The 25,662-nt window shown below is 61.7% G+C and carries 23 protein-coding genes; 19 read left to right on the top strand and 4 right to left on the bottom strand.

Annotated features, from left to right (window positions below; genetic code table 11):
* Window positions 1-255 precede the first annotated feature (255 nt).
* The 15 genes from pilG (at window position 256) to madM (ending at window position 17,855) form a co-directional block, all read left to right on the top strand.
* A complete protein-coding gene (gene pilG, locus ASD60_RS10665) occupies window positions 256-660 on the top strand; it encodes a twitching motility response regulator PilG (RefSeq protein ID WP_056854372.1) in 405 nt (134 codons plus the stop codon).
* A gap of 57 nt (window positions 661-717) precedes the next feature.
* Window positions 718-1,083 (top strand): twitching motility response regulator PilH, encoded by a 366-nt coding sequence (gene pilH / locus ASD60_RS10660; RefSeq protein ID WP_056853968.1) that lies wholly within the window; start codon window positions 718-720, stop codon window positions 1,081-1,083.
* A 10-nt stretch (window positions 1,084-1,093) separates the two neighbouring features.
* A complete protein-coding gene (locus ASD60_RS10655; RefSeq protein ID WP_056853967.1) occupies window positions 1,094-1,633 on the top strand; it encodes a chemotaxis protein CheW in 540 nt (179 codons plus the stop codon).
* Window positions 1,634-1,778: 145 nt separating this feature from the next.
* A complete protein-coding gene (locus ASD60_RS10650; protein WP_056853966.1) occupies window positions 1,779-3,839 on the top strand; it encodes a methyl-accepting chemotaxis protein in 2,061 nt (686 codons plus the stop codon).
* Window positions 3,840-3,889: 50 nt separating this feature from the next.
* On the top strand, window positions 3,890-9,919 hold the full coding sequence (locus ASD60_RS10645; RefSeq protein ID WP_056853965.1) for an Hpt domain-containing protein: 6,030 nt from the start codon (window positions 3,890-3,892) through the stop codon (window positions 9,917-9,919).
* Entirely contained in the window at window positions 9,912-10,379 is a 468-nt protein-coding gene (locus tag ASD60_RS10640; protein WP_056853964.1) for a chemotaxis protein CheW, read from the top strand. Before ASD60_RS10645 ends, ASD60_RS10640 begins: the two co-directional genes overlap by 8 nt.
* Before the next feature lie 218 nt (window positions 10,380-10,597).
* A complete protein-coding gene (gene mdcA, locus ASD60_RS10635; RefSeq protein ID WP_056853963.1) occupies window positions 10,598-12,268 on the top strand; it encodes a malonate decarboxylase subunit alpha in 1,671 nt (556 codons plus the stop codon).
* Entirely contained in the window at window positions 12,268-13,143 is an 876-nt protein-coding gene (locus ASD60_RS10630) for a triphosphoribosyl-dephospho-CoA synthase (RefSeq protein ID WP_056853962.1), read from the top strand. The genes mdcA and ASD60_RS10630 overlap by 1 nt, the downstream gene beginning before the upstream one ends.
* Window positions 13,143-13,442 carry a malonate decarboxylase subunit delta gene (locus tag ASD60_RS10625; protein ID WP_056853961.1) on the top strand — a complete coding sequence of 100 codons (300 nt, stop codon included), beginning with the start codon at window positions 13,143-13,145 and terminating at the stop codon, window positions 13,440-13,442. Before ASD60_RS10630 ends, ASD60_RS10625 begins: the two co-directional genes overlap by 1 nt.
* The gene (locus tag ASD60_RS10620; RefSeq protein WP_056853960.1) at window positions 13,435-14,286 is read left to right on the top strand and encodes a biotin-independent malonate decarboxylase subunit beta; all 852 of its coding nucleotides are present in this window, start codon (window positions 13,435-13,437) and stop codon (window positions 14,284-14,286) included. Before ASD60_RS10625 ends, ASD60_RS10620 begins: the two co-directional genes overlap by 8 nt.
* The gene (mdcE, locus tag ASD60_RS10615; protein WP_056853959.1) at window positions 14,283-15,086 is read left to right on the top strand and encodes a biotin-independent malonate decarboxylase subunit gamma; all 804 of its coding nucleotides are present in this window, start codon (window positions 14,283-14,285) and stop codon (window positions 15,084-15,086) included. Before ASD60_RS10620 ends, mdcE begins: the two co-directional genes overlap by 4 nt.
* Window positions 15,080-15,700 (top strand): malonate decarboxylase holo-ACP synthase, encoded by a 621-nt coding sequence (locus ASD60_RS10610; protein WP_056853958.1) that lies wholly within the window; start codon window positions 15,080-15,082, stop codon window positions 15,698-15,700. The genes mdcE and ASD60_RS10610 overlap by 7 nt, the downstream gene beginning before the upstream one ends.
* Entirely contained in the window at window positions 15,697-16,608 is a 912-nt protein-coding gene (gene mdcH / locus ASD60_RS10605) for a malonate decarboxylase subunit epsilon (RefSeq protein WP_056853957.1), read from the top strand. Before ASD60_RS10610 ends, mdcH begins: the two co-directional genes overlap by 4 nt.
* Before the next feature lie 64 nt (window positions 16,609-16,672).
* The gene (gene madL, locus ASD60_RS10600) at window positions 16,673-17,089 is read left to right on the top strand and encodes a malonate transporter subunit MadL (protein WP_056853956.1); all 417 of its coding nucleotides are present in this window, start codon (window positions 16,673-16,675) and stop codon (window positions 17,087-17,089) included.
* A 1-nt stretch (window position 17,090) separates the two neighbouring features.
* Window positions 17,091-17,855 carry a malonate transporter subunit MadM gene (madM, locus tag ASD60_RS10595; protein WP_056853955.1) on the top strand — a complete coding sequence of 255 codons (765 nt, stop codon included), beginning with the start codon at window positions 17,091-17,093 and terminating at the stop codon, window positions 17,853-17,855.
* Between the two features lie 135 nt (window positions 17,856-17,990).
* Here the strand turns inward: madM and ASD60_RS10590 are convergent, their stop codons facing one another.
* The gene (locus ASD60_RS10590; RefSeq protein WP_056853954.1) at window positions 17,991-18,905 is read right to left on the bottom strand and encodes a LysR family transcriptional regulator; all 915 of its coding nucleotides are present in this window, start codon (window positions 18,903-18,905) and stop codon (window positions 17,991-17,993) included.
* Between the two features lie 233 nt (window positions 18,906-19,138).
* Between ASD60_RS10590 and trhA the strand changes: the two genes are divergently transcribed.
* Entirely contained in the window at window positions 19,139-19,756 is a 618-nt protein-coding gene (trhA, locus tag ASD60_RS10585) for a PAQR family membrane homeostasis protein TrhA (RefSeq protein WP_056853953.1), read from the top strand.
* 25 nt (window positions 19,757-19,781) lie between these two features.
* Here the strand turns inward: trhA and ASD60_RS10580 are convergent, their stop codons facing one another.
* A complete protein-coding gene (locus ASD60_RS10580) occupies window positions 19,782-20,699 on the bottom strand; it encodes a LysR family transcriptional regulator (RefSeq protein ID WP_056853952.1) in 918 nt (305 codons plus the stop codon).
* 109 nt (window positions 20,700-20,808) lie between these two features.
* On the opposite strand from ASD60_RS10580, the gene ASD60_RS10575 reads away from it, so the two are divergent.
* Genes ASD60_RS10575 through ASD60_RS10565 form a run of 3 tightly spaced genes read left to right on the top strand, consistent with a single transcriptional unit; the run spans window position 20,809 to window position 23,360 of the window.
* Window positions 20,809-22,050 carry a D-amino acid dehydrogenase gene (locus tag ASD60_RS10575; protein ID WP_056853951.1) on the top strand — a complete coding sequence of 414 codons (1,242 nt, stop codon included), beginning with the start codon at window positions 20,809-20,811 and terminating at the stop codon, window positions 22,048-22,050.
* A gap of 27 nt (window positions 22,051-22,077) precedes the next feature.
* Window positions 22,078-22,431: a RidA family protein gene (locus tag ASD60_RS10570; RefSeq protein ID WP_056853950.1), complete on the top strand. Its 354-nt coding sequence runs from the start codon at window positions 22,078-22,080 to the stop codon at window positions 22,429-22,431.
* 26 nt (window positions 22,432-22,457) lie between these two features.
* Complete coding sequence (locus ASD60_RS10565) at window positions 22,458-23,360, top strand: transporter substrate-binding domain-containing protein (RefSeq protein ID WP_056853949.1); 903 nt, start codon at window positions 22,458-22,460, stop codon at window positions 23,358-23,360.
* Between the two features lies 1 nt (window position 23,361).
* Here the strand turns inward: ASD60_RS10565 and ASD60_RS10560 are convergent, their stop codons facing one another.
* Together ASD60_RS10560 and ASD60_RS10555 are read right to left on the bottom strand one after the other, a co-directional pair.
* Complete coding sequence (locus tag ASD60_RS10560; RefSeq protein ID WP_056853948.1) at window positions 23,362-24,081, bottom strand: 16S rRNA (uracil(1498)-N(3))-methyltransferase; 720 nt, start codon at window positions 24,079-24,081, stop codon at window positions 23,362-23,364.
* Window positions 24,082-24,214: 133 nt separating this feature from the next.
* Entirely contained in the window at window positions 24,215-25,621 is a 1,407-nt protein-coding gene (locus ASD60_RS10555; protein ID WP_056853947.1) for an adenosylmethionine--8-amino-7-oxononanoate transaminase, read from the bottom strand.
* Between the last annotated feature and the right edge of the window lie 41 nt (window positions 25,622-25,662).

The following is a 25,662-nucleotide window of genomic DNA, read 5'->3' as shown; positions in this document are numbered from 1 at the left end:
AGCCAGTGTTATCGTTGACGACCATCGCGAGGGCTTGCTCCTACAGAAAACCAGCCAATAAAAGTGGCGTCAGAGTGGCGCTGAGTAGGTTCCCGGTCAAGGAAAAACCACCGCACCGGTCGGCCGATAGATTGGTGCTGGAGACTGTGCTAAAAAGACTGCCTAGTGATGCTGGCCCTTGAGTATCAAGGGTTTCGGGCCGCCGTTAACCGGCAAACGGACAAATTGATTCACAAAGGCGACGGTAGAGCATTTATGGAACAGCACCCCAGCGCCTTGAAGGTCATGGTGATCGACGATTCGAAGACGATTCGCCGTACCGCCGAAACGCTGCTCAAGAACGTGGGTTGTGAGGTCATCACGGCCATCGACGGTTTCGATGCCCTGGCCAAGATCGCCGACAATCATCCCGGCATCATCTTTGTCGACATCATGATGCCGCGTCTGGATGGTTATCAGACCTGCGCTTTAATCAAGAACAACAGTGCATTCAAGTCCACGCCAGTGATTATGCTGTCGTCCAAGGACGGGCTGTTCGACAAGGCCAAGGGCCGCATCGTCGGCTCCGACCAGTTTTTGACCAAGCCTTTCAGCAAGGAAGAACTGCTGAACGCGATCCAGGCCCATGTTCCGGGCTTCGCCGCCGTTTTGCCGCAGTAAGACACCTACAGTGACGCTCGGCCAACGGGCCTTGCGTCGACAAGAATGGGGAAGACCATGGCACGTATTCTGATCGTCGATGATTCGCCGACTGAAATGTACAAATTGACCGGCATGCTGGAAAAGCACGGCCATGAGGTATTAAAAGCCGAGAATGGCGCCGACGGTGTGGCCCTGGCCCGCCAGGAAAAACCCGACGCAGTGCTGATGGACATCGTCATGCCCGGCCTCAACGGTTTTCAGGCTACCCGACAGTTGACCAAGGATCCGGAAACCGGGCACATCCCGGTGATCATCATCACCACCAAGGATCAGGAAACCGACAAGGTCTGGGGCACGCGCCAAGGGGCCAAGGATTACCTGACCAAACCGGTTGATGAGGAAACCCTGCTCAAAACCCTGAACAACGTGCTGGCCGGTTGATCGTCCGGCCATGACCGAGTCGCTGACGGCTTTTGAACTGCTGCTGCAGATCGACCAGCGCTGTCGCTTGCTGGCGGCGGATTTGCCGTCCCAGCCGACCCACCAGAACAGCTGGAGCGGCATCGGTTTTCGCCTCGGTGAATGCTGGTACGTCGCGCCGATGGGCGAGGTCAGTGAAGTATTGCACGAGCCGCGTTTCACTCAGGTGCCGGGGGTCAAGCCTTGGGTCAAGGGTGTTGCCAATCTGCGTGGACGCCTGCTGCCGATCATGGATCTGTGTGCCTTTTTTGGACACGAGCTCTCGGTGGCGCGCCGGCAGCGGCGGGTGCTGGTGGTGGAGCATGAAGACGTGTTCGCCGGGCTGATGGTCGACGAAGTGTTCGGCCTTCAGCACTTCGCCCACGGCAGTCTTGAGGCTGTCGCGGGCGATGCGGTTTCCGGCCCGATGGCGGCGTTTGTCGAAGGCTGCTTTGAGGGCGAGCAGACCTGGCGGGTGTTCAGCCCGTTTGCGCTGGCGCGCTCGCAGGGTTTCATGAACATCGCGGTGTGAACGCGGCCCTTTGTGAGAGCGGGCTTGCCCGCGATGCAGGCAACTCGGTCTCATCTTGAACCGAGGTGATGCCATCGCTGGCAAGCCAGCTCCCACAGGGACGGTGTCGGGTTTGAAGTGAATTGGGCAGTACAGGCGAAGACCGATGACAAAAGCAAAAACAGGCAAGCCAATGGAAGGGTCGCGCAGTCGGTCGCAGATCATCGTGCTGTTCATCGCGCTGATCATCTTCATCATGCTGTTGTTCGCCAACTTCGCGTACCTCAACACCCAGGCCACGTACGACAAGCAGTACATCGGCCATGCCGGCGAGCTGCGCGTGTTATCCCAGCGCATTGCCAAGAACGCCACCGAAGCCGCCGCCGGCAAGGCCGCGGCGTTCAAGTTGCTCAGCGATGCGCGCAACGATTTTGCCCAGCGCTGGAGCTATCTGAAAAAAGGCGACCCGTCCACCGGCTTGCCTCCCGCACCGGCCGCCGTGCGCCCGGAAATGCGCGCCGTGCAACTGGACTGGGAACGCCTGCTGAAAAACACCGACGCCATTCTTTCCAGCGAACAGACCGTGCTATCGCTGCATCAAGTTGCCGCGACCCTGGCTGAAACCGTCCCGCAGTTGCAGGTCGAGTACGAAAAAGTGGTGGAAACCCTCCTGCAACGCGGAGCGCCCGCCGCACAGGTGGCGATGGCTCAACGCCAATCGTTGCTGGCCGAGCGCATCCTGGGCGCCGTCAACACGGTGCTGTCGGGGGATGAAAATTCGCAGCAGGCGGCCGACGCCTTCGGTCGCGATGCCGCACGTTTCGGCCAGGTGCTCAATGGCATGCTCCAAGGCAATCCGGCGCTGAAAGTCAGCCAGGTCGAGGACCGAGATGCGCGTGCGCGGCTGATCGAGATTGCCGAGCTGTTCGAGTTCGTTTCCGGCTCCGTCGATGAAATCCTCGAAACCTCGCCTGAACTGTTCAAGGTTCGCGAATCGGCCACCAACATTTTCAGCCTGTCGCAAACCCTGCTCGATGAAGCCTCGCACCTGGCCAGCGGGTTCGAAAACCTCGCCGGCGGGCGCGATACCGACACCATCGGCGGCTATGTGCTGGGCCTGGCGGCGCTGATGTCGATCATCCTCATCGGCCTGGTGATGGTGCGCGAAACCAATCGCCAACTGCGGGAAACCGCCGAGAAAAACGAACGCAACCAGAACGCGATCATGCGATTGCTCGACGAGATCGAGGACCTGGCCGACGGCGATCTGACCGTGACCGCGTCGGTGACCGAAGACTTCACCGGCACCATCGCCGACTCGATCAACTACTCCGTGGACCAGCTGCGTGATCTGGTGGCAACCATCAACCTGACCGCCGGGCAAGTCGCCGCCGCCGTGCAGGAAACCCAGGCCACCGCCATGCACCTGGCACAGGCTTCCGAGCATCAGGCTCAGCAGATTTCCGAAGCCTCCACCGCGATCAATGACATGGCCCAGTCCATCGATCAGGTGTCGGCCAACGCCGCTGAATCCTCGGCGGTGGCCGAGCGTTCGGTGGAAATCGCCAACAAGGGCAACGAAGTGGTGCACAACACCATCCACGGCATGGACAATATCCGTGAACAGATCCAGGACACCGCCAAGCGGATCAAGCGCTTGGGTGAGTCGTCCCAGGAAATCGGCGATATCGTCAGCCTGATCGACGATATTGCCGACCAGACCAACATCCTCGCCCTCAACGCGGCGATTCAGGCGTCCATGGCCGGCGATGCCGGACGCGGTTTCGCGGTGGTCGCGGACGAGGTGCAACGCCTGGCCGAACGCTCATCGGCGGCCACGCGACAGATTGAAACCCTGGTACGGGCGATTCAGACCGACACCAACGAAGCGGTGATTTCCATGGAACAGACCACCACCGAAGTGGTGCGTGGTGCCCGCCTGGCGCAGGATGCCGGTGTGGCCCTGGAAGAGATCGAAGGGGTGTCGAAAACCCTGGCGGCACTGATCCAGAGCATTTCCAACGCGGCACAACAACAGACGTCGTCTGCCGGTCAGATTTCCCTGACGATGAACGTGATCCAGCAGATCACCACGCAGACCTCGTCCGGTTCTACCGCAACGGCCGAGAGCATCGGCAACCTGGCGAAAATGGCCAGCCAGTTGCGGCGCTCGGTGTCTGGTTTCACCTTGCCCGCCACCAAGGCGCCGGTGGCGGACAAAGCTTGAACCGGACCACGGGTGCAGGCATCTTGAACGAAGTGGGGACTGGAGTGGTTATGGGTGATCGGCATGACTATGTGGCCCTCGAATGGGTCAAAGGCGAAATTGCCGAAACGCTGAAGCAGGCTCATCACGCGATCGAAACCCGGCTTGACGATCCGCAGGCGACGCACGCCCTGAGCGAATGCCTGGCGTATATCCATCAGGTTCACGGCAGCCTGCAGATGGTCGAATTCTACGGCGCGGCACTGCTCGCCGAAGAAATGGAGCAACTGGTCATCGCGTTGCAAGAGGGGCGCGTCAGTCACCGTGACGAAGCATTGCACCTGATGCTGCAGGCCTTGGGGCAACTGCCGATCTACCTTGACCGCGTGCAAGGTGCCCGCCGTGATCTACCCTTGGTCGTACTGCCGTTGATCAACGATTTGCGCAGTGCCCGTGGCGAAAGCCTATTGTCGGAAACCAGCCTGTTCAGCCCGCAACTGCCGCACCTGCCGCCGTTGAGTGAACAATCCCTGGCGCTGCTGGAACCGGCCGAACTGCCGAACGTGCTGCGCAAGCTGCGGCAGATGTTGCAGATGGCACTGGTCGGTCTGTTGCGCGAGCAGGATGACGACACCCATCTCGGTTTTCTGGCGAAAGTCTTTGCCCGTCTCGAAAGCTTGTGTGCCAACGCGCCTCTGGCCCCGTTGTGGCAGGTCGCTTCGGCATTGGTCGAAGGCATGCGCGCTGGCGCCATCGCCAACAGTCCGGCGTTGCGCAGCCTGTTCAAGGATGCCGACAAAGAGCTCAAGCGCCTGCTGGAGCAGGGCATGCACGGCGTCAATCAGCCTCCGCCACCGGAGTTGCTCAAGAGTTTGCTGTTCTACATTGCCAAGGCCGAACATCCCACCGGGCAGATGCTGACCATGAAAGATCGCTACGGACTGGACGACGCGCTGCCCGACAGCGCAATGGTCGACGAAGAACGCGCACGGCTGGCCGGTCCTGACCGCGACGCCATGCGTTCGGTATTGGCCGCCTTGTGCGAAGAGCTGGTACGGGTCAAGGAGCGCCTTGACCTGTTCGTGCGCAGCGACCGGCAACACACTTCCGATCTGGACAGCCTGCTGGCACCCCTGCGGCAAATCGCTGACACCCTGGCGGTATTGGGCTTTGGTCAGCCACGCAAGGTCATCATTGATCAACTGGCGGTGGTGCTGAGCCTCGTCCAGGGCCAGCGCGCGCCCGACGATGCGATCCTCATGGACGTTGCCGGGGCGTTGCTTTATGTCGAAGCCACGCTGGCCGGCATGGTCGGCACGGTGGAGCCCGAAAGCCAGGAAGACAGCCGCCTGCCGACCACCGACCTGACACAGATCCACCAGATCGTGATCAAGGAAACGCGTATCTGCCTGCAACAGGCCAAGGACATGATCGTCGACTACATCGACGCCGACTGGGACCGCCAGCATTTGCAGGCACTGCCAGCGTTGCTGACCCAAGTGCGCGGTGCGTTGGCGATGATTCCGTTGAACCGCGCGGCGAGCCTGATCGAAACCTGCAACCATTTCATCCGCGAACACCTGCTGCTGGATCCGGGGCAGCCCGGCTGGCAGGAGCTCGACAGCCTGGCCGACGTCATCACCAGTCTCGAATATTATCTGGAACGCTTGAGCGATGACCCTGAAGCACCCGGCGAACAACTGCTCGACGTCGCCGAAAAAAGCCTGGCGTCGCTCGGCTTCTTCCCTAATGAAAAGTCCAGCGAACAGCATGTGCCGGTGCTTGATGATGTGCTGAGCCCCAGCGAAGCGCAGGTCATGCAGCAACGCCAGGAGCTTGATGGGCCAGCCATCGTCCAGACCCTCGCCGATGTGCTGGCCAGTCCGGTGTCCGCCCTGAATCCGCCCGCTGTCACTACCCCCGGCAGCCTGCTGCCGCCTCCGCCCGGCGAAGAGCCGGTGGACGATGAGTTGCGCGAGGTTTTCCTCGAAGAAACCGATGAAGTCCTGCAAGTCCTGCGCGAATACCTGCCGCGCTGGTCGGTCAATCCCGATAACCATTCGGCCTTGATTGAATTGCGCCGCGCCTTCCATACCCTCAAGGGCAGCGGCCGCATGGTTCGCGCATTGGTGCTGGGTGAGCTGGCCTGGGCCGTGGAAAACCTGCTCAACCGCGTACTGGAAAACAGCGTGGAACCAGGCGCCACGGTGCAGCAACTGCTCGGTGATGTGCTCAACCTGTTGCCTGAACTGGTGGCCGAATACACCGCCAATGCTCAGCGTCAGCGCAACGATGTCGACCAGTTGGCTGCCCGCGCCCATGCCTTGGCCAAGGGCGAGGAACCGGCCTGTGAGGAAGACACTCAAGACGTTTCGGCCCTTGATCCGCTGTTGCTGGAGATCTTTCGCAAGGAGGCCGAAAGCCATTTGAGCAGCCTCAATCGCTTTCTCGAACAGGCGGCCGAGCATCTGCCGCTGCAGGCCAGTGACGAGTTGCAGCGAGCCTTGCATACGCTCAAGGGCAGTGCGTCGATGGCGGGTGTGTTGCCGATTGCCGAACTGGCCGCGCCGCTGGACCAACTGTTGCGCGAGTACAAGGCGCATCAGGTGGCACTGGAGCTGGATGAAGTCGAATTGCTGCTTGAAGCCGAAGGCTTGTTCCGGCTTGGCTTGCGCCAACTCAGGCGCGAGCCGTTGGCCGAAATCCCCCGTGCCAAAGCGTTGATCGAGCGGGCCCAGGCCATGCTCGGCGAGCGTTTGCAAAACCTCTTGAACGCGCCGAGCAGCGGGTTGCGGGTCAAGCGCGATCCGCAGTTGATCAACAACTTCCTGGCCCAGGGCATGGACATCCTGCTGGATGCCGAAAGCCTGCTGCAGCGCTGGCAGCAGCACCCCGGCGAGCGCCAGGAACTCAGTGCGCTGCTGGACGAGCTGACCACCCTCGGCGAGGGCGCGCACCTGGCCGATCTGCATCCGGTGGATGAACTTTGCGAAGCCTTGCTCGACCTCTACGGTGCCGTGGAAGAAAGCAGCCTGGCCGTCAGCGAGGCGTTTTTCCACGAGGCGCAAAGTGCCCATGAAGCGTTGATCAACATGCTCGACGAATTGGCCGCTGGCCAGGAAGTCAGCCCGCGTCCGGAACGGATTCGCGCCTTGCACGGCTTGCTCGATCAGAGCCTCGACCCATCGGCCATGGGCCTGATCCGCAGTGACGGCAGCCGCACCCTGAGCATTCGCGAGTTGGGTGATGTCACCGCTGAACTTGAAAACACACTCCACCCTGTGGGAGCTGGCTTGCCAGCGATGGACGTCAACGATGACGCGCATTCACTGGATAACCAAGTCGCCTGCGAGATCATCGCTGGCAAGCCAGCTCCCACAGGGGACCGCGCTAACGATCTGGAAGACGAGATCGTTTCAATCTTCCTCGAAGAAGCGGTGGACATCCTCGACAGCGCCAACCAGGCCTTGCAGCGCTGGTTGAACGATCCGCAAAGTGCTGCGCCGCTGTCGTCGCTGCAACGCGATTTGCATACGCTCAAGGGCGGCGCACGGATGGCCGAGGTCGAGCCGGTCGGTGATCTGGCCCATGAGCTGGAAAGCCTTTACGAGGGGTTGGTGGACCGTCGCTACAGCTACAGCGACGTCCTGGCGCAGTTGCTGCAACACAGTCATGAGCGCATGGCACAGTTGCTGAAGCAATTGCAGCAGCATCAACCGTTGGGCGATCCGAGTGAGCTGATCGAGGCGATACGCGCGTTCCGCCTGGGCCATGCCGGTAACGCCGACATGGTCGAACCGGCAGCCAGCAATGACTCGGCGCATCACGATGGCGAACTGCTGGACATCTTCCTCGAAGAAGGTTTCGACATCATCGAAAGCTCCGGCGCGGCGCTGTTGCGCTGGCAGGCTGAGCCTTCGAGCCGTCAGGAAGTGGAAACTTTGCTGCGCGACCTGCACACCCTCAAGGGCGGGGCGCGCATGGTCGAAATCGGTCCGATTGGCGACCTGGCCCATGAGCTGGAATTTCTCTACGAAGGCTTGTCGAGCGGTGAACTGAAATCTACGGGGGCGTTGTTCGAACTGCTGCAACGCAGTCATGACCGGCTGGCACAAATGCTCGACGCCACTCGCGCCGGCGAACCGCTGCCACCGGCGGACCGATTGATCGATGCGATCAAAAACTTCAGCCACCCGGCGGAACCTGAAGCTGCGCCAACGACCGCGCTGCCCGCGGCGGCAAAACCCGAGACGCCGTTGCTGCAAGCGGATGCCGGTGCAGACATGGTCAAGGTCTCGGCGGAGCTGCTCGATGACCTGGTCAACCTGGCTGGCGAAACCTCGATTTTCCGCGGCCGCATCGAACAGCAGGTCAGCGACGCCCAAGTGGCGCTGAACGAAATGGAAACCACCATCGAGCGGATGCGTGACCAGTTGCGCCGCCTCGACACCGAAACCCAGGGCCGGATTCTCAGCCGCCAGCAAGTCGACGCCGAGCGCCTGGGTTACGAAGAGTTCGATCCGCTGGAGATGGACCGTCACTCGCAGTTGCAGCAACTGTCGCGGGCACTGTTCGAATCCGCCTCTGACTTGCTCGACCTCAAGGAAACCCTCGACCGGCGCAATCAGGATGCGGAGAACCTGCTGCAACAGCAGGGGCGCATCAACACCGAGTTGCAGGAAGGCCTGATGCGCACGCGCATGGTGCCGTTCGAACGGATGCTGCCACGCTTGAAGCGCATTGTCCGTCAGGTGGCCGGCGAGCTGGGCAAGGACGTCGAGTTCATCGTCGGCAACGCCGAAGGCGAGATGGATCGCAACGTGCTCGAACGCATGGCGGCGCCCCTCGAGCACATGCTGCGCAATGCCGTGGACCATGGCCTTGAGCCTGCCGAAGTGCGGATCGCGGCGGGGAAACCGGCGCAAGGGCGAATCACCCTCGACTTGTTGCGCGAGGGCGGCGACATCATTTTCGATATCCGCGACGACGGTGCCGGCGTGCCATTGGACGCTGTGCGGCGCAAGGCGATCAAGCGCGGCTTGCTCGATCAGGACAGCGACATCAGCGACCGTGACGTTCTGCAATTCATCCTGCAACCGGGGTTTTCCACGGCCGAGAAAATCACCCAGATCTCCGGACGGGGTGTCGGCATGGACGTGGTGCACGAAGAAGTGCGGCAACTGGGCGGCACCATGAGCATCGATTCCGTGCCGGGGCAGGGCGTGCATTTCCGCATTCGGCTGCCGTTTACCGTGTCGGTCAATCGGGCGCTGATGGTGCAATGTCTTGATGATCAGTATGCGATCCCGCTGAACACCATCGACGGCATTGTCCGCGTATTGCCCAACGAGCTTGAAGGGCATTTCCGCCTCGATCCGCCCACCTACGAATATGCCGGGCAACGCTACGAGCTGTGCTATCTGGGCGAGCTGCTGAAAACCAGTGCCCGGCCAAAACTATTGGGCCAGAGCCTGCCGTTGCCGGTGCTGCTGGTGCAATGCAACGAGCGCCGCATTGCCGTGCTGGTCGACGCCATGGCCGGCACCCGCGAGATCGTGGTGAAAAGCCTTGGTCCGCAGTTCGCCGCAGTGCAGGGCGTTTCCGGCGCGACGATTCTGGGGGATGGCCGGGTCGTGCTGATTCTGGACTTGCTGGCGCCGATCCGTGCGATGCAGGCCCATGTGCCGCAGCGCCCGGCGAGCCACGAAGGCGAAGCCGAGCCGCAGCGGCCATTGCTGGTGATGGTGGTCGACGATTCCGTCACGGTACGCAAGGTCACCAGCCGCTTGCTCGAACGTCACGGCATGAACGTGCTGACCGCCAAGGACGGGGTCGACGCCATGCTGTTGCTCGAAGAGCACATGCCCGACCTGATGCTGCTGGACATCGAAATGCCGCGCATGGACGGCTTCGAAGTGGCGACCCAGGTCCGCAACGATGAGCGCTTGCAGCACCTGCCGATCATCATGATCACCTCACGCACCGGCCAGAAACACCGCGACCGGGCGATGGCCATCGGCGTCAACGACTATCTTGGCAAGCCGTACCAGGAATCGGTATTGCTTGAAAGCATTGCCCTGTGGAGCAAAACCCATGCTTGAGCGGCTGATCAGCCAGCGCACCAGCAACCTCACCGGCCTGTTGCTACCGCTGGCCGACCGTCACCTGATCTTGCCCAACGTGGCGGTGGCCGAGCTGATCGATTACCAGCCTGCGGCGTTCGACCTGGATACGCCACCTTGGTACCTGGGGCGGGTAACGTGGCGCAATCGGCAGATTCCGCTGCTGAGCTTCGAGTCGGCCTGCGGGCAGAAAATCGTCATTGGCGAGCGGGTGCGAATCGCCATCCTCAATACCCTGGGAGGCCGGCCCGAGCTGAAATTCATTGCCATGCTGGTGCAGGGGATTCCGCGTTCGTACAAGCTCGACAGTCAGTTGAGTTATGTGGATGTGCCGTTGTGTTCGCTGGAGAAAGCGGCGGTGCAGGTGGCTGATCAAGTGGCCAAGGTCCCGGATTTGTTGGCGCTTGAAGAGTTGCTTGTAACTGCCGGTTTGACCTGACCGGGCTCATCGCGAGCAAGCTTTGCTCCTACAGTTTTTTGATGGATTGCGGTTGCATATGACACAAAACCTGTAGGAGCAAAGCTTGCTCGCGATGGCGTCAGTTCAGACAACCAAATCATTACCCTGACCGTAACAATCCACCACGCTGCTTGATTGATGCCTCCCACCCCACGCTCCTAATGTGACCCCCACGACAGCGAACCCGTGGAGTGGTCATGACTACAACAATATCCCCCGACTCGCGATGGACGCGGCGGCGCAGCGAAAAGCAGCGGCGTCTGGAGTTGGTTAAATCCCTGGCTGATGGGGTGGTGCTGCCCACCGACAAGATCGTCCCGGCGCTCGAGGCATTGATCTTGCCGGGCGATCGCGTGGTACTGGAGGGCAACAACCAGAAGCAGGCGGATTTTCTTTCGCGCTCCCTGGCCAAGGTCGATCCGGGCAAGCTCCACGACCTGCACATGATCATGCCCAGCGTCGGCCGCTCCGAGCATCTGGACCTGTTCGAACGTGGTATCGCCCGCAAGCTCGATTTCTCTTTCGCCGGCACCCAGAGCCTGCGCATCAGCCAGTTGCTCGAAGACGGCCTGCTGGAAATCGGCGCGATCCATACTTACATCGAACTCTATGCGCGACTGGTGGTGGACCTGATTCCCAACGTCGTGCTCTCGGCCGGCTTCATGGCCGACCGTGCCGGCAACATCTATACCGGCCCAAGTACCGAAGACACTCCGGCGCTGATCGAACCGGCGGCCTTCAGCGATGGCATCGTCATCGTCCAGGTCAACCAGTTGGTGGACGACGTCAGCGACTTGCCGCGTGTGGACATTCCTGCGTCGTGGGTCGATTTCGTGGTGGTGGCCGACAAGCCGTTCTACATCGAGCCGCTGTTCACCCGCGACCCCCGGCACATCAAGCCTGTGCACGTGTTGATGGCGATGATGGCGATCCGTGGCATCTACGAAAAACACAACGTGCAGTCGCTCAATCACGGCATCGGGTTCAACACGGCCGCTATCGAGCTGATCCTGCCGACCTACGGCGAATCCCTCGGCCTCAAAGGCAAGATCTGCCGCAACTGGACGCTCAATCCGCACCCGACGCTGATCCCGGCGATTGAAAGCGGCTGGGTTGAAAGTGTGCATTGCTTCGGCACCGAGCTGGGCATGGAAAACTACATCGCCGCCCGGCCCGATGTGTTCTTCACCGGACGCGACGGCTCGCTGCGTTCCAACCGGATGTTCAGCCAATTGGCCGGGCAGTACGCCGTGGACCTGTTCATCGGTGCCACGCTGCAGGTCGATGGCGATGGCCATTCTTCCACCGTGACCCGTGGACGGCTGGCCGGTTTCGGCGGCGCACCGAACATGGGTCACGACCCGCGGGGTCGCCGCCACGGTACGCCAGCCTGGCTGGACATGCGCCACGGCGATGCCGCCGAGCCGTTGCTCGAACGTGGCAAAAAACTGGTGGTGCAAATGGTCGAGACCTTCCAGGAGGGCGGAAAACCAACCTTCGTCGAAACTCTCGACGCCATTGAAGTGGCGAAGAAAAGCGGCATGCCACTGGCGCCGATCATGATCTACGGCGACGACGTAACCCACCTGTTGACCGAAGAAGGCATCGCCTATTTGTACAAGGCGCGCTCGCTCGAAGAACGTCAGGCCATGATTGCTGCGGTCGCTGGCGTCACTGCCATCGGCCTGCGCCACAACCCGAAAGACACCGCACGCATGCGCCGCGAAGGCTTGATCGCCTTGCCCGAAGACCTCGGCATCCGCCGTACCGACGCCACCCGCGAACTGCTCGCCGCCAAGAGCGTGGCCGATCTGGTCGAGTGGTCCGGCGGCCTCTACAACCCACCCGCCAAATTCAGGAGTTGGTAATGCACGCACTCAACCTGCAACCAGAAAACCTGAGCCTGGCCGAGCGGCTGGCGGATAGGGCGGTAGACGCGCTGATCGACGAAGCGGACCTGTCGCCGAAACCGGCATTGGTCGACCGTCGTGGCAATGGCGCCCACACCGATTTGCACCTCGGGCTGATGCACGCTTCGGCGCTGGCCTTGTGGCCAGCGTTCAAGGAAATGGCTGAAGCCGCTGTCGAGATCGGCGAAATCGGTTTGCCGCTGCGCGAAGCGATCGGTCTGATCGGTCGCCAAGGCGAGCAAGCGATGCTCACCACCACCAACGGTGTGAACACTCATCGCGGGGCGATCTGGGCGCTGGGCTTGTTGGTCGCCGCTGCCGCGCTGGAGCCTGAATCCACCGCCGCCGGTTCCATCGCGTTGCGCGCGGCAAGGCTGGCCTTGCTCGATGACCGCTTCGCGCCACGTCCCCTCAGCCACGGCGCGCAAGTCGCGCAACGCTACGGTGCGCGCGGTGCCCGGGAAGAAGCCCAACTTGGATTTCCGGCAGTTATCCAACGGGCGCTGCCGCAACTCAAGCGCAGTCGCGCCAACGGGCATGGCGAACAGAACGCTCGGCTCGATGCGCTGCTGGCGATCATGACCGATCTGGCCGACACCTGCGTGCTGTACCGCTCCGGCGAACAGGGCCTGCGCACCATGCAAATCGGCGCCCAGGCGGTACTCGATGCCGGTGGCAGTGCCAGCCTCGCCGGACGGCGCCGGCTGCACCAGCTGGACCAACAACTTATCGCGTTGAATGCCTCGCCCGGCGGTGCTGCCGACCTGCTCGCAGCCTGCCTGTTGATCGACGGTATCGAGTCGGGCGACAGCCTGCAAAAGGGAGTTTTTTGATGGAAACCTTATCTTTCGAATTCCCCGCCGGGCAGCCGCCACGCGGTCGCACGCTGGTGGGCTGTGTCGGTTCCGGCGATCTCGAAGTACTGATCGAACCGGGTCAGTCCGGCAAGTTGACCATCACCGTGCAGACCTCGGTCAACGGCAGTGAACAACGCTGGCAGCATCTGTTTGCACGGATGTTCGAGGGCCAGATGCCAGCCGCCATGGACATTGATATCCACGATTTCGGCGCAACCCCCGGTGTGGTACGTCTGCGTCTGGAACAAGGCTTCGAGGAGATCGGCCATGACTGACAGCGCCTCGTTGCTCAACAAGCACAGCTTCGTCGAACTGGGTGCCCGGCAACGGGCGAAAGCCTTGCTCGATGCCGGTACTTTCCGTGAATTGCTCGACCCGTTCCAGCGCGTCATGTCGCCCTGGCTGGCGCGTCAGGGCGTGGTGCCGCAAGCCGATGACGGCGTAGTCATCGCCAAAGGCAGCCTCGATGGCTTGCCGGTGGTGATCGCCGCCATCGAAGGCGCTTTCCAGGGTGGCAGCCTTGGCGAAGTCGGCGGGGCAAAGATTGCCGGCGCACTGGAACTGGCCGCCGAAGATAACCGCAAAGGCATCCCGACCCGTGCCGTGCTGCTGCTGGAAACCGGTGGCGTGCGGTTGCAGGAAGCCAACCTCGGCCTGGCGGCGATTGCCGATATTCATGCGGCGATAGTCGATCTTCGCCAATACCAACCGGTCGTGGGCGTGGTGGCGGGCAGCGTGGGTTGCTTTGGCGGCATGTCGATCGCAGCCGGGCTGTGCAGCTATTTGCTGGTGACGCAGGAAGCACGACTTGGCTTGAACGGTCCGCAGGTGATCGAGCAAGAAGCCGGGCTGGAGGAATACGATTCGCGGGACCGTCCGTTCATCTGGAGCCTGACCGGTGGCGAGCAACGCTTCGCCAGCGGCCTGGTGGATCGTTATGTCGCTGACGATGCGGCGCAGATCCGCCAGCAAATCGGTGATTTGTTCAAATTGGGTCTGCCGACACGGCAACGCAGTCAACAAGCCGATCTGTACCTGCAACGCCTGGCGCGTCTGAATGCCGAGCCGCAAATCGAGCCCTGCGTGGTTCGCGACCTGTATCAAGGAGAGCGTTCATGAGTGCGTATTCCCTCAGAGGCTTGAACTGGTTCGAGGCCTTGAGCGCCGATGCCAAACCCGTCGACGGTTTGCCGGCCTCGCTGAAAGTCGCCGATGGTTTTTTCGCCGGGCAACCGGTGCGATTTATCGCCGTGGTGGCCGACCCGGCAAACCGTTTTGTCCGCGCCCGTCATGGCGAGGTCGGATTGCTCGAAGGCTGGGGCCTGGCCAAGGCTGTGGATGAAGTGATTACGGCGGATCAGGACAAAGCGCAGAAACGTGCCTTGATCGCCATCGTCGATGTGCCGAGCCAGGCTTATGGTCGACGCGAAGAAGCGCTGGGCATTCATCAGGCGCTGGCAGCTGCCGCGGACAGTTATGCTCGTGCACGCCTCGCCGGTCATGCCGTGATCGGTTTGCTGGTGGGCAAGGCGATGTCCGGGGCGTTCCTGGCCCACGGGTATCAGGCCAATCGACTGATCGCCCTGCGTGATCCGGGGGTGATGGTGCATGCCATGGGCAAGGCGTCGGCCGCGCGGGTGACCTTGCGCAGTGTCGAAGAGCTGGAAACCCTGGCTGCCAGTGTGCCGCCGATGGCCTATGACATCGACAGCTATGCCAGCCTCGGCCTGCTGTGGGAAACCTTGGCGGTGGAACAGATCGAACAGCCGACGGCGGCGGATTTGGCGCGGGTGACTGAATGCCTGACGCAAGCGATTGACGATGTTGCACAGAAAGGCGCCGACCTCAGCGGTCGTCTCGGTGCGACCAATCGTGCCGCCTCGAGCAAGGTCCGCCAATTGCTGAGTGAGCAGTGGTGAACGCGCCCCTGGCCCACGACCTGCTCTGGGGCATGACCCCGGCGCAGTTGCCTGCGAATGCGCCTGCGTGGGCAGTCGAGTCGCTCAACTCGGGGCAACCGGTGGTGGTGCGCCGCGCGCTGTCGGCAGCGCAGCGGATTGCGGTCGGCGTGCGCGGGCGTTTGCGTGAGCAGCGTTATGCGACGTCGATGGCGATGGCTTCTATTACCCGTCGCGTAGCGCCCGAGGAACTCTGCCGTGTCGATATCGCCCGTGACTTGCCGGCACTTGAAGCCTTGGCGCAATTGCGCCCTGCGCTTGATGCGTGCGGCTGGGTCTGGGGCGTCAGCGGCAGTGCCGGCTTCGAATTGGCCAGCGGCTTTGCAGCGCTGCATCAGGGCAGTGATCTGGATCTGATTTTGCGTACGCCACAACCTCTGGCGCGTGAGCAGGCTCGGGAGTTGCTGGCGTTGCTCGATACGGCGCCATGTGTCGTGGACATGCAATTGCAGACGCCGTCGGGTGGTGTTGCCTTGCGCGAATGGGCCGGCACTTCGAATCGTGTGCTACTGAAAAACACCCGCGAAGCCTGCTTGGTGATTGACCCATGGAACCCGCAGGAGCAAGCAGCATGAGCAGCTTGCTGGTGTTCCCGGGACAAGGCGCGCAACAGCCGGGCATGCTCCAGCGGTTGCCTCGGCAAACCTTGAGCGAGGCGAGCGACATCCTGGGTGAAGATGTTTTGCTGCTGGATTCTGCGCAAGCATTGCAGTCGACAAGGGCCGTGCAGCTTTGCCTGCTGATCGCCGGTGTGGCGGCTTCACGGCAGTTGGCGATGGACCCGGATCATGTCGCGGGGCTTTCCATCGGTGCCTATCCGGCAGCGGTGGTGGCCGGAGCCCTGGCGTTCAGCGATGCGTTGCATCTGGTCAGCCTGCGCGGTGAGCTGATGCAACGGGCGTATCCACAGGGCTATGGCATGACCGCGATCATCGGTCTGGACCTGGCCACCGTGGAGGGTTTGCTGGCGCAGGTGCACAACGTCGACACGCCGGTTTACCTGGCCAACATCAACGCCGATAACCAGGTGGTAATCGCCGGCAGTGACGCAGCGATGAAGGCTGTGGCTGAGTTGGCAAGAAGTTGCGGGGCAGGGCTGGCCAAGCGTCTGGCGGTGAGCGTGCCTTCGCATTGCCCGCTGTTGGACATGCCTGCAAAAACCCTCGCCGAAGCCTTCGCCAAGGTGCAACTGCGAACCCCGAAGATCGGTTACCTGAGCGGCAGTCGCGCGCGGCCGGTGTTCAAGGTTGATGCGCTGCGCGACGACCTCGCTTTCAACATGTGCCGCGTGGTGGATTGGCGCGGCACTGTGCAAAGCGCCTACGAGCGTGGCGTGCGTCTACAGATCGAACTGCCGCCCGGTGCGGTGTTGACCGGGCTGGCGCGCCGGGTATTCGAGCAAGGCACCGTGATTGCATTCGACGGTGCACGGCTCGATACCCTGCAGGCGCTGATGCGAGAGGAGGGAAGCCGCCACCCTTAGATCCGCGAGTCAGGCTTCGAACAACAAAAACAACATCCGACGATGCACTTTGAGGACAACAACAATGATTATTTACGGTGTGGCGCTGCTCGCGATCTGTACGCTGGCAGGAGTGATCATGGGTGACATGCTCGGCGTATTGCTGGGCGTCAAATCCAACGTCGGCGGGGTCGGGATCGCCATGATCCTGCTGATCTGCGCGCGGTTGTGGATGCAAAAACGTGGCGGCATGACCAAGGACTGCGAGATGGGCGTCGGCTTCTGGGGCGCGATGTACATTCCGGTGGTGGTGGCGATGGCCGCGCAACAAAACGTGGTCACGGCACTGCATGGCGGCCCGGTGGCGGTGCTGGCGGCGATCGGTTCGGTGCTGGTCTGCGGTTGCACCATTGCCTTGATCAGCCGGACTCATAAAGGTGAACCCTTGCCCGATGAGCCCACGGAAATTACCCCCGTCGGCACGCCAGTAGGAGGTCGCTGATATGTGGGATCTCATCGAAAAAGGCCTGGAGCATAACGGTCTGGTCACTGCCTTCGCCTTCGTCGGCGTGATCATGTGGGTATCGGTGATTCTCTCCAAACGCCTGACTTTCGGGCGCATTCATGGCTCGGCGATTGCCATCGTCATCGGCCTGGTGCTGGCCTGGGTCGGTGGCACCATGACCGGCGGGCAAAAAGGCCTGGCGGACCTGACGCTGTTCTCCGGCATCGGCTTGATGGGCGGCGCCATGTTGCGCGATTTCGCCATCGTCGCCACGGCGTTCGAAGTGCAGGCGACCGAAGCGAAGAAGGCCGGGTTGATCGGGGTGATCGCGCTGCTGCTGGGCACGGTGCTGCCGTTCATTGTCGGTGCGTGCATGGCCTGGGTGTTCGGCTATCGCGATGCGGTGAGCATGACCACCATTGGCGCCGGCGCGGTGACTTACATCGTCGGTCCGGTGACCGGTGCAGCCATCGGCGCGACCTCGGATGTGATGGCGCTGTCGATTGCCACGGGGTTGATCAAGGCGATCCTGGTGATGGTCGGCACGCCGGTGGCGGCGCGCTGGATGGGCCTGGATAACCCGCGTTCGGCGATGGTGTTCGGCGGGTTGGCCGGCACGGTGAGTGGGGTGACGGCGGGGCTGGCGGCGACGGATCGGCGGTTGGTGCCTTATGGGGCGTTGACGGCGACCTTTCACACTGGGCTTGGGTGCCTGCTCGGGCCTTCGTTGTTGTACTTCATTGTTCGCGGGATTGTCGGCTAACTGATCGTTCCCGCGCTCTGCGTGGGAATGCAGCCCGGGACGCTCCGCGTCCCATTCGAAAGCTGGAACGCGGAGCGTCCCTTGAAGCATTCCCACGCAGAGCGTGGGAACGATCATCAAGCTCCCTCGCCACACTCAAGCCTGGCGATTGGCATACATCCGACACTCGGCCAGCAACGCCAGCAGATTCGGATCGCGCTCCTTGGCCTTGAGGAACACCACGCCGATGTGCTGCTGCAAGCGATATTGCTCCTGCAACGGAATCAGCTTCACCCGGTTCTCGTACACCGCGGCAATCCTCCCCGGCAGCAACGCGTAACCCACGCCTGAGCTGACCATGCTCAGCAGCGTGAAGATGTCGTTGACCTGCATCGCCACCTTTGGCTCGAACCCCGCCTGCTCGAATACCCGCTTGCCATCCTGATGGGTGGCGAAGCCTTGGGTCAGTGTGATGAAAGTTTCGTCGCGGACCTCGGCCAGGTCGACTTCGGTCCGTTGGGCGAACTTCGAGTCGGCCGGCGTGGCCAGGAAGATGTCGTCAGAGAACAGTGGGATATGTTCCAGGTCCGGGTCGATGATGCTGTCGTCCAGTGATACCAGGATCGCGTCGACTTCCATGTTCTTGAGCTTGTACAACAGGTCGAAATTCGAGCCGAGAATCAGATCGATATTCAGCTCGCTGCGGCGGATCTTAAGGCCCATGATCAGTTGCGGCACGGTCTTCACCGTCAACGAATACAGCGAACCCAACTTGAAGCGCTCGGCGGAAAATCCGGCGGCCTCACGGGTCAGGCGCACGCTCTCGACGACGTCCTGAATCAGCTTTTGCGCGCGCTCTTCCAGCACATAGGCGCTCTCCAGCGGTGTCAGGTTGCGGCCTTCGTGTTTGAACAACGGGCAGCGCAGGGCGCTTTCCAGAGAGTGGATCGCGCGGTGAACGCTGACGTTGCTGGTCTGCAACTCGGCGGCGGCCCGGGCGAGGTTGCCGGTGCGCATGAAGGCCAGGAACACCTCGAGTTTTTTCAGGGTCAACTCTTCATCGATCAGCATGGGGCGGACTCTTTTTGGAATCGCTCGATTGTGCCTAATTACGTTCGGGCACGCAGACCTTTGTGGGAGCTGGCTTGCCAGCGATGAGGCCCTGAAGATCAACGTGAAACTTGAGATCCTATCGCCAGCAAGCCGGCTCCTACAGGGGGGTGTTATGTTCTGAAATATTGCGCTTTCAGACTGCAGGCCTGAGCCTTGTGTGTTGCGGCAATGATTGATGAGGTGGGTAAACGATGTATCACGGGGAAAGATTGAACGCCTGGACGCATTTGGTCGGGGCAGTGGCGGCAACGGTTGGTGTGGTGTGGATGCTGGTGATTGCCAGCATGGACGGCAGCCCATGGAAAATCGTCAGCGTGGCGATCTACGGCTTTACCTTGATGTCGCTCTACAGCGCATCGACCGTGTACCACAGCGTGCGCGGGCGCAAGAAAGCGATCATGCAGAAAGTCGATCACTTCTCGATCTACCTGTTGATCGCCGGCAGCTATACACCGTTCTGTCTGGTGACGCTGCGTGGACCGTGGGGCTGGACGCTGTTCGGGATTGTCTGGGGGTTGGCGCTGATCGGCATCCTGCAAGAGATCAAGCCGCGTTCCGAAGCGCGGATCCTGTCGATCGTGATTTACGCGGTGATGGGCTGGATCGTGCTGGTGGCGGTCAAGCCATTGCTGGCTGCACTGGGTAGCGCAGGGTTTGCCTGGCTGGCGTCGGGCGGCGTGTTGTACACCGTCGGGATTATCTTTTTCGCCCTCGATCACCGATTGCGACATGCCCACGGGATATGGCATCTGTTCGTGATCGCCGGAAGTCTGCTGCACTTTGTGGCGATTTTGTTCTACGTCCTGTAACGCGCCAAGGGGGCTTGATCAGACTTCAGGGTTGCCCAGGCATCAGGTTGTCCAATTGCTCCCGGGCACGGCGACTGAAGATCTGCAGCAGTTCATCAAGTGTGTGCGGCGGTGGTTCGCTGGCGCGAGTCACGGCATACAGGGTAATCGGCAATGGCGGGGCCAGCGGGCGGAGGGTCGTGGTGCCCGGTGAGGCGCCGAGGGCGGTGAAGGGGTCGATCACCGCCAGACCGGCACCTGATTCCACCATGGCCCGAGCCAGTGAATAGGTCTGCACGGCGATGCGTATCCGCGGCGGCGGTTCAACCGCTTCCAGGTAACTATCGAGCCGGGCAGCCAACGGGTCGGCGCTGGACAGGCCGATCAAGGGTGCATCGGCAAGCGCCATCAGCGGCAGCGGCGTTCCTGCCTCCGTCGCCGGCCAGTAACTTGCCGGTGCCAGCGCCACCAACACTCCCGAAGCCAGCGCCTGTGCCTTGAGCCCTGGGTGATCCGGGCGTTGCAGGGTCAGGGCGACATCCACTTCGCGCATCAGCAGGTTCTGCACCAGTTCGCGACTGTGCGCGCTGGAGAGTTCGCACGCTATGTCCGGGTAGCGTCTGGTCCACTCGTGAATGGCCGGCGGCAATAATGACAGGGCCAGCGCCGGCGTGGCGCCGATCCGCAGACTGTGACCAGGCTCGCGGCGCAGGCTCTGGGCCAGACGTCGCACGCCTTGCAGGCTTTCGCTGACCTTGTCGACCTCGCGCTCCAACTCCAATGCTTCCGGCGTCGGCTGCAGTTTGCCGCGTACGCGCAGGAACAGCGCGAAGCCCAGTTGTTGCTCGGCATGCTGCAACACTTTGCTCACCGCCGGCTGCGAAACGTGCAGCAATTGCGCGGCAGCGCTGATCGAGCCGGTTTGTCGAATTGCCTGGAAAATCTCGATGTGGCGCAGGCGCATGACAAGTCCATAACCTTTGTTTATGGGGTTGCCATCTTTATGCATTGTTCAACGTCTGTCACCTGGCTCTAACCTTGGCATCGTCTTCTCAACGGCTTTAAGGACGGACATGGCTCAGCGTGTGTGCATCATCGGAGGCGGCGTGATCGGCCTGGCAACGGCCTATGCGCTGGTGCGCGACGGCGTCGAGGTGACAGTGATCGAAGCCCGGGATTCGCTGGGCAGTGAAACCAGCTTCGCCAATGGCGGCCAGCTCTCCTATCGCTATGTCGCGCCGCTGGCCGACGCGGGTGTGCCTTTGCAGGCCATCGGCTGGATGTTGCGCGGCGATTCACCGCTGAAGTTGCGCCCGCGCTTCGACCCGGCCCAGTGGCGTTGGATGGCGTCTTTCCTCGGCGCCTGCCGTCGCTCGGTCAACCGTGAGAACGCCGCACACTTGCTGCGCCTGGCGCTGCTCAGCCAGGACACTTTGAAGTCCTGGCGCGAGGACGATGGACTGACGGGATTTCAGTGGCGGCGCAACGGCAAACTGGTGACCTTCCGCCAGAACAGCAGCTTCGAGCATGCGTGCCGGGGTCTGGCCGACCCGCTGCAACAGCAGGTGTTGTCGCCTGCCGAATGTACGCGGCTGGAGCCGGCATTGGCCGATGCCCCCTTCGTCGGCGCGATTTACACCCCGGACGAAGAGGTCGGCGATTGCCATGGTTTCTGCCAGCAACTGGCTGCCCGGTTGCAGGCCTCCGGCCGTTGCGAGTTCCGTCTCGGGCAAACAGTGACCGGCATTCGCCACAACAACGGCAGCGTCAACGCCATCGAACTCGGCGAGCAAGTGCTGCCGGTCGAGCACCTGGTTATCGCCGCCGGCCACCGCAGCCCATTGTTGGCTCTGCCCGGGCTGCAACTGCCGTTGTATCCACTTAAGGGCTACAGCCTGACCGTGCCAATTGGCGTCGGTCATCGGGCGCCGGACGTGAGCATCACTGACTACGACCGCAAGATCGTCTACGCGCGTATCGGCGAGCAATTGCGGGTGGCGGCGATGGTCGACATCGTCGGTTTCGACCCTGCGCTCGACCCCAAGCGACTGGCGCTGATCAAGCGTCAGGCCCGTGAGACCTTTCCCGATGCCGGTGCCTACGAAGCGGCTGTCGAATGGGCCGGCATGCGCCCGGCTACACCTAACGGAGTGCCGCTGCTGGGTGCGACCGCGTATCGCAACCTGTGGCTCAACCTTGGCCACGGCGCGCTGGGTTTCACCCTGGCATGCGGCAGCGGGCGCCTGCTCAGTGAACTGATTGGCGAGCGTCGGACTTCCATCGACCTGCAGGGTTTCAACCACCGCGCCGCCTGAATACTGACTTCTGAAGAGGACACTGTTATGAGCATTACCCGACTGCACAGCAACCCGCGCCTGTCCGGCGCCGTGACCTTTGGCGATCTGGTGTTTCTTTCCGGGCAGGTGCCCGGCGATGCCACGGATGCAGCCAGCCAGACCCGCGAGGTGCTGGCGAAAATCGACTCGCTGCTGGCCGAGGCGGGGAGCGGCAAGGACCATCTGCTCAGCGCGACCCTTTACCTGAAGAACATCAACGAAGATTTCGCCGCGATGAACGAGGTCTGGTCGGCCTGGCTGTCACCGGGTCAAGCGCCGAGTCGCACCACCGTGCAGGCCGAACTGGCCCGACCGCAGGTGCTGGTGGAAATCACCGTCATCGCGGCACGCGTCCGATAAACCAATACCCACAACGGAGAATAACAATGCAAAAAATCACGTTGCTCACTTGTACGCTTGGCCTGTTGCTCGGCAGTCAGGTTCAGGCCAATGAAATGCCTTTGACCGGCACCCTGAGCAAGGTCGCCAGCGCCAACAGCATCACTCTGGGCTATCGCGATGCTTCGGTGCCTTTCTCTTATGTGGGTGATCATAGCGGCAAGCCGATGGGGTACTCGGTGGATCTGGCAGGCAAGATCGTCGAGCGCATCCAGCAGCAACTGGCCCTGCCGGAGTTGAAGGTGAAGTACAACCTGGTGACCTCGCAAACCCGCATTCCACTGGTACAGAACGGCACGGTTGACCTGGAGTGCGGTTCCACCGGCGTGACCGCCGAGCGGCAGAAACAAGTGGCGTTCTCCTACGGCTTCATCTACGTCAAAGGCCAGTTGCTGACGGCCAGGGACAGCGGAATCAAGAGCTTCGCCGACTTGCGCGGCAAGAACGTGGTGACGACCGCCGGCACCACCAATGAGCGCTTCTTGAAAAGCTACAACGTCGATCACAAGATCGACATGTTTGTGATCAGCGCCAAGGACCACGGCGAAGCCTTCCAGATGCTGCAATCGGGACGGGCGGCGGCCTTCTACATGGACGACGCGCTGCTCTACGGGGAACGCGCGAAGGCCCATGACCCACACAAGTGGGTGGTCGTCGGGGAAGAGCAGTCACGGGAGATCTACAGCTGCATGGTGCGCAAGGACGATCCGCAGTTCCTGGCGCTGGTCAACGGTGTGTTGGCGGATCTGTACAGTTCAGGCGAGATCAATGGCATCTATAAACGCTGGTTTGAGCAGCCGATCCCGCCGAAGGGGTTGAACCTTGAATTCCCGATGACCAGCGAACTCAAGGCGATCATTGCCAAACCGGTGAGTGATCCGGTGCAATAGCTTAGAAATCACCCCACAGTTGCTGGGCTACTGCCAGCGCAACTACCGGCGCGGTTTCAGTACGCAGCACCCGTGGGCCGAGGCGGGCGGCATGGAAGCCGCCGGCCTTGGCCTGATCGACTTCGGCATCGGACAACCCACCCTCCGGGCCGATCAGGAATGCCAGGCTTGAAGGTTTGGCATGACTCACCAGCGGCTCGGCCACCGGATGCAGTACCAGCTTCAATTCAGCGTCCGTGTGCTTCAACCAATCGGCCAGTAACAGCGGTGGATGAATCACCGGTACCCTTGAACGGCCGCATTGCTCGCAAGCGCTGATCGCCACCTGGCGCCAGTGCTGCAAGCGCTTGTCGGCGCGCTCGTCCTTGAGCCGGACTTCGCAGCGATCGCTGAAAATCGGCGTGATTTCGCTGACGCCCAATTCTGTGGCTTTCTGAATCGCCCAGTCCATGCGCTCGCCCCGGGACAAGCCCTGGCCGAGGTGGATCTGCAATGGCGACTCGACCTGGCCGGTGAAGCTCTCATCGATGCTCACCACCACACGCTTCTTGCCGACTTCCGTCAGCGTGCCGCGAAACTCATGGCCCGAGCCGTCGAACAATTGCACCGCATCACCTTCGGCCATGCGCAGCACACGGCTGATGTAATGGGCCTGGGCTTCGGGCAGTTCGTGCTCGCCGATGCTCAGGGGGGCGTCGATAAAGAAGCGGGACAGTCTCATGCGGATTCTCTTTAATTTGATCGTTCCCACGCTCTGCGTGGGAATGCCTCACCGGACGCTCTGCGTCCGCTTTTGGGACGCGGAGCGTCCCGGGCTGCATTCCCACGCAGAGCGTGGGAACGAGCGTTGCCAATCAGCCCGGATCACGGAAGCCAGGGTGGAAGTTCTCCGGCACCGCCACACTGACGCTGTCGCGAGTGGCGATGTCGATGCCTTCGCTCGCCACTTCGGCCAGGAAGTCGATCTGATCCGGAGTAATCACGTACGGCGGCAGGAAATACACCACGCTGCCCAACGGCCGCAGCAAAGCCCCGCGCTCCAGCGCATGCTGGAATACTTTCAAGCCCCGGCGTTCCTGCCACGGATAGGCTTCTTTGCTCGCCTTGTCTTTGACCATCTCGATCGCCAGCACCATGCCGGTCTGGCGCACTTCCGAGACGTTCGGGTGATCGGCCAGATGCGCGGTGGAGGAGGCCATGCGCTGGGCCAGGGCCTGGTTGTTCTCGATGACGTTGTCTTCTTCGAAGATATCCAGCGTCGCCAACGCCGCCGCGCAGGCCAGTGGATTACCCGTGTAACTGTGCGAGTGCAGGAAGGCCCGCAGGGTCGGGTAATCGTCGTAAAAGGCGCTGTAGACCTCGTCGGTGGTGATGCATGCCGCCAGCGGCAGGTAGCCGCCGGTCAGGGCTTTGGACAGGCAGAGGAAATCGGGGCGGATGCCGGCCTGTTCGCAGGCGAACATGGTTCCGGTGCGGCCGAAGCCCACCGCGATCTCATCATGGATCAGGTGCACGCCATAACGGTCGCAGGCTTCTCGCAGCAACTTGAGGTACACCGGGTGGTACATGCGCATGCCGCCGGCACCCTGGATCAGCGGCTCGACAATCACGGCTGCGACGCTGTCATGGTTCTCGGCCAGGGTCTGCTCCATCGCGGCGAACATGTTGCGCGAATGTTCCTCCCAGCTCATGCCGTCGGGACGCAGGTAGCAATCCGGGCTCGGCACCTTGATGGTGTCCAGCAGCAAGGCCTTGTAGGTTTCAGTGAACAGCGGCACGTCGCCGACCGACATCGCTGCCATGGTTTCGCCGTGGTAGCTGTTGGTCAGCGTGACAAAGCGTTTTTTGTTCGACTGACCACGGTTGAGCCAGTAGTGAAAGCTCATTTTCAGCGCGACTTCGATACAGGATGACCCGTTATCGGCGTAGAAGCACCGGGTCAGGCCTTGCGGCGTCATCTTTACCAGGCGTTCGGACAGTTCGATCACCGGCTGATGACTGAAACCGGCGAGGATCACGTGCTCCAGCTGATCCACCTGATCCTTGATCCGCTGGTTGATTCGCGGATTGGCGTGGCCGAACACGTTGACCCACCAGGAACTGACCGCATCGAGGTAGCGCTTGCCTTCGAAATCTTCCAGCCAGACGCCTTCACCGCGCTTGATCGGGATCAGCGGCAGTTGTTCGTGATCTTTCATCTGGGTGCAGGGATGCCACAACACCGCGAGGTCGCGTTGCATCCACTGATTATTCAGGCCCATTTTCTCTCTCCTCGAGGCGGTCCGCGGCAGGCGCGAACAAA

Source organism: Pseudomonas sp. Root562 (assembly GCF_001427125.1).
GTDB lineage: Bacteria > Pseudomonadota > Gammaproteobacteria > Pseudomonadales > Pseudomonadaceae > Aquipseudomonas.
Note: the sequence above shows the minus strand (reverse complement) of the source record. Positions and strands in the feature narration are given on the sequence as shown.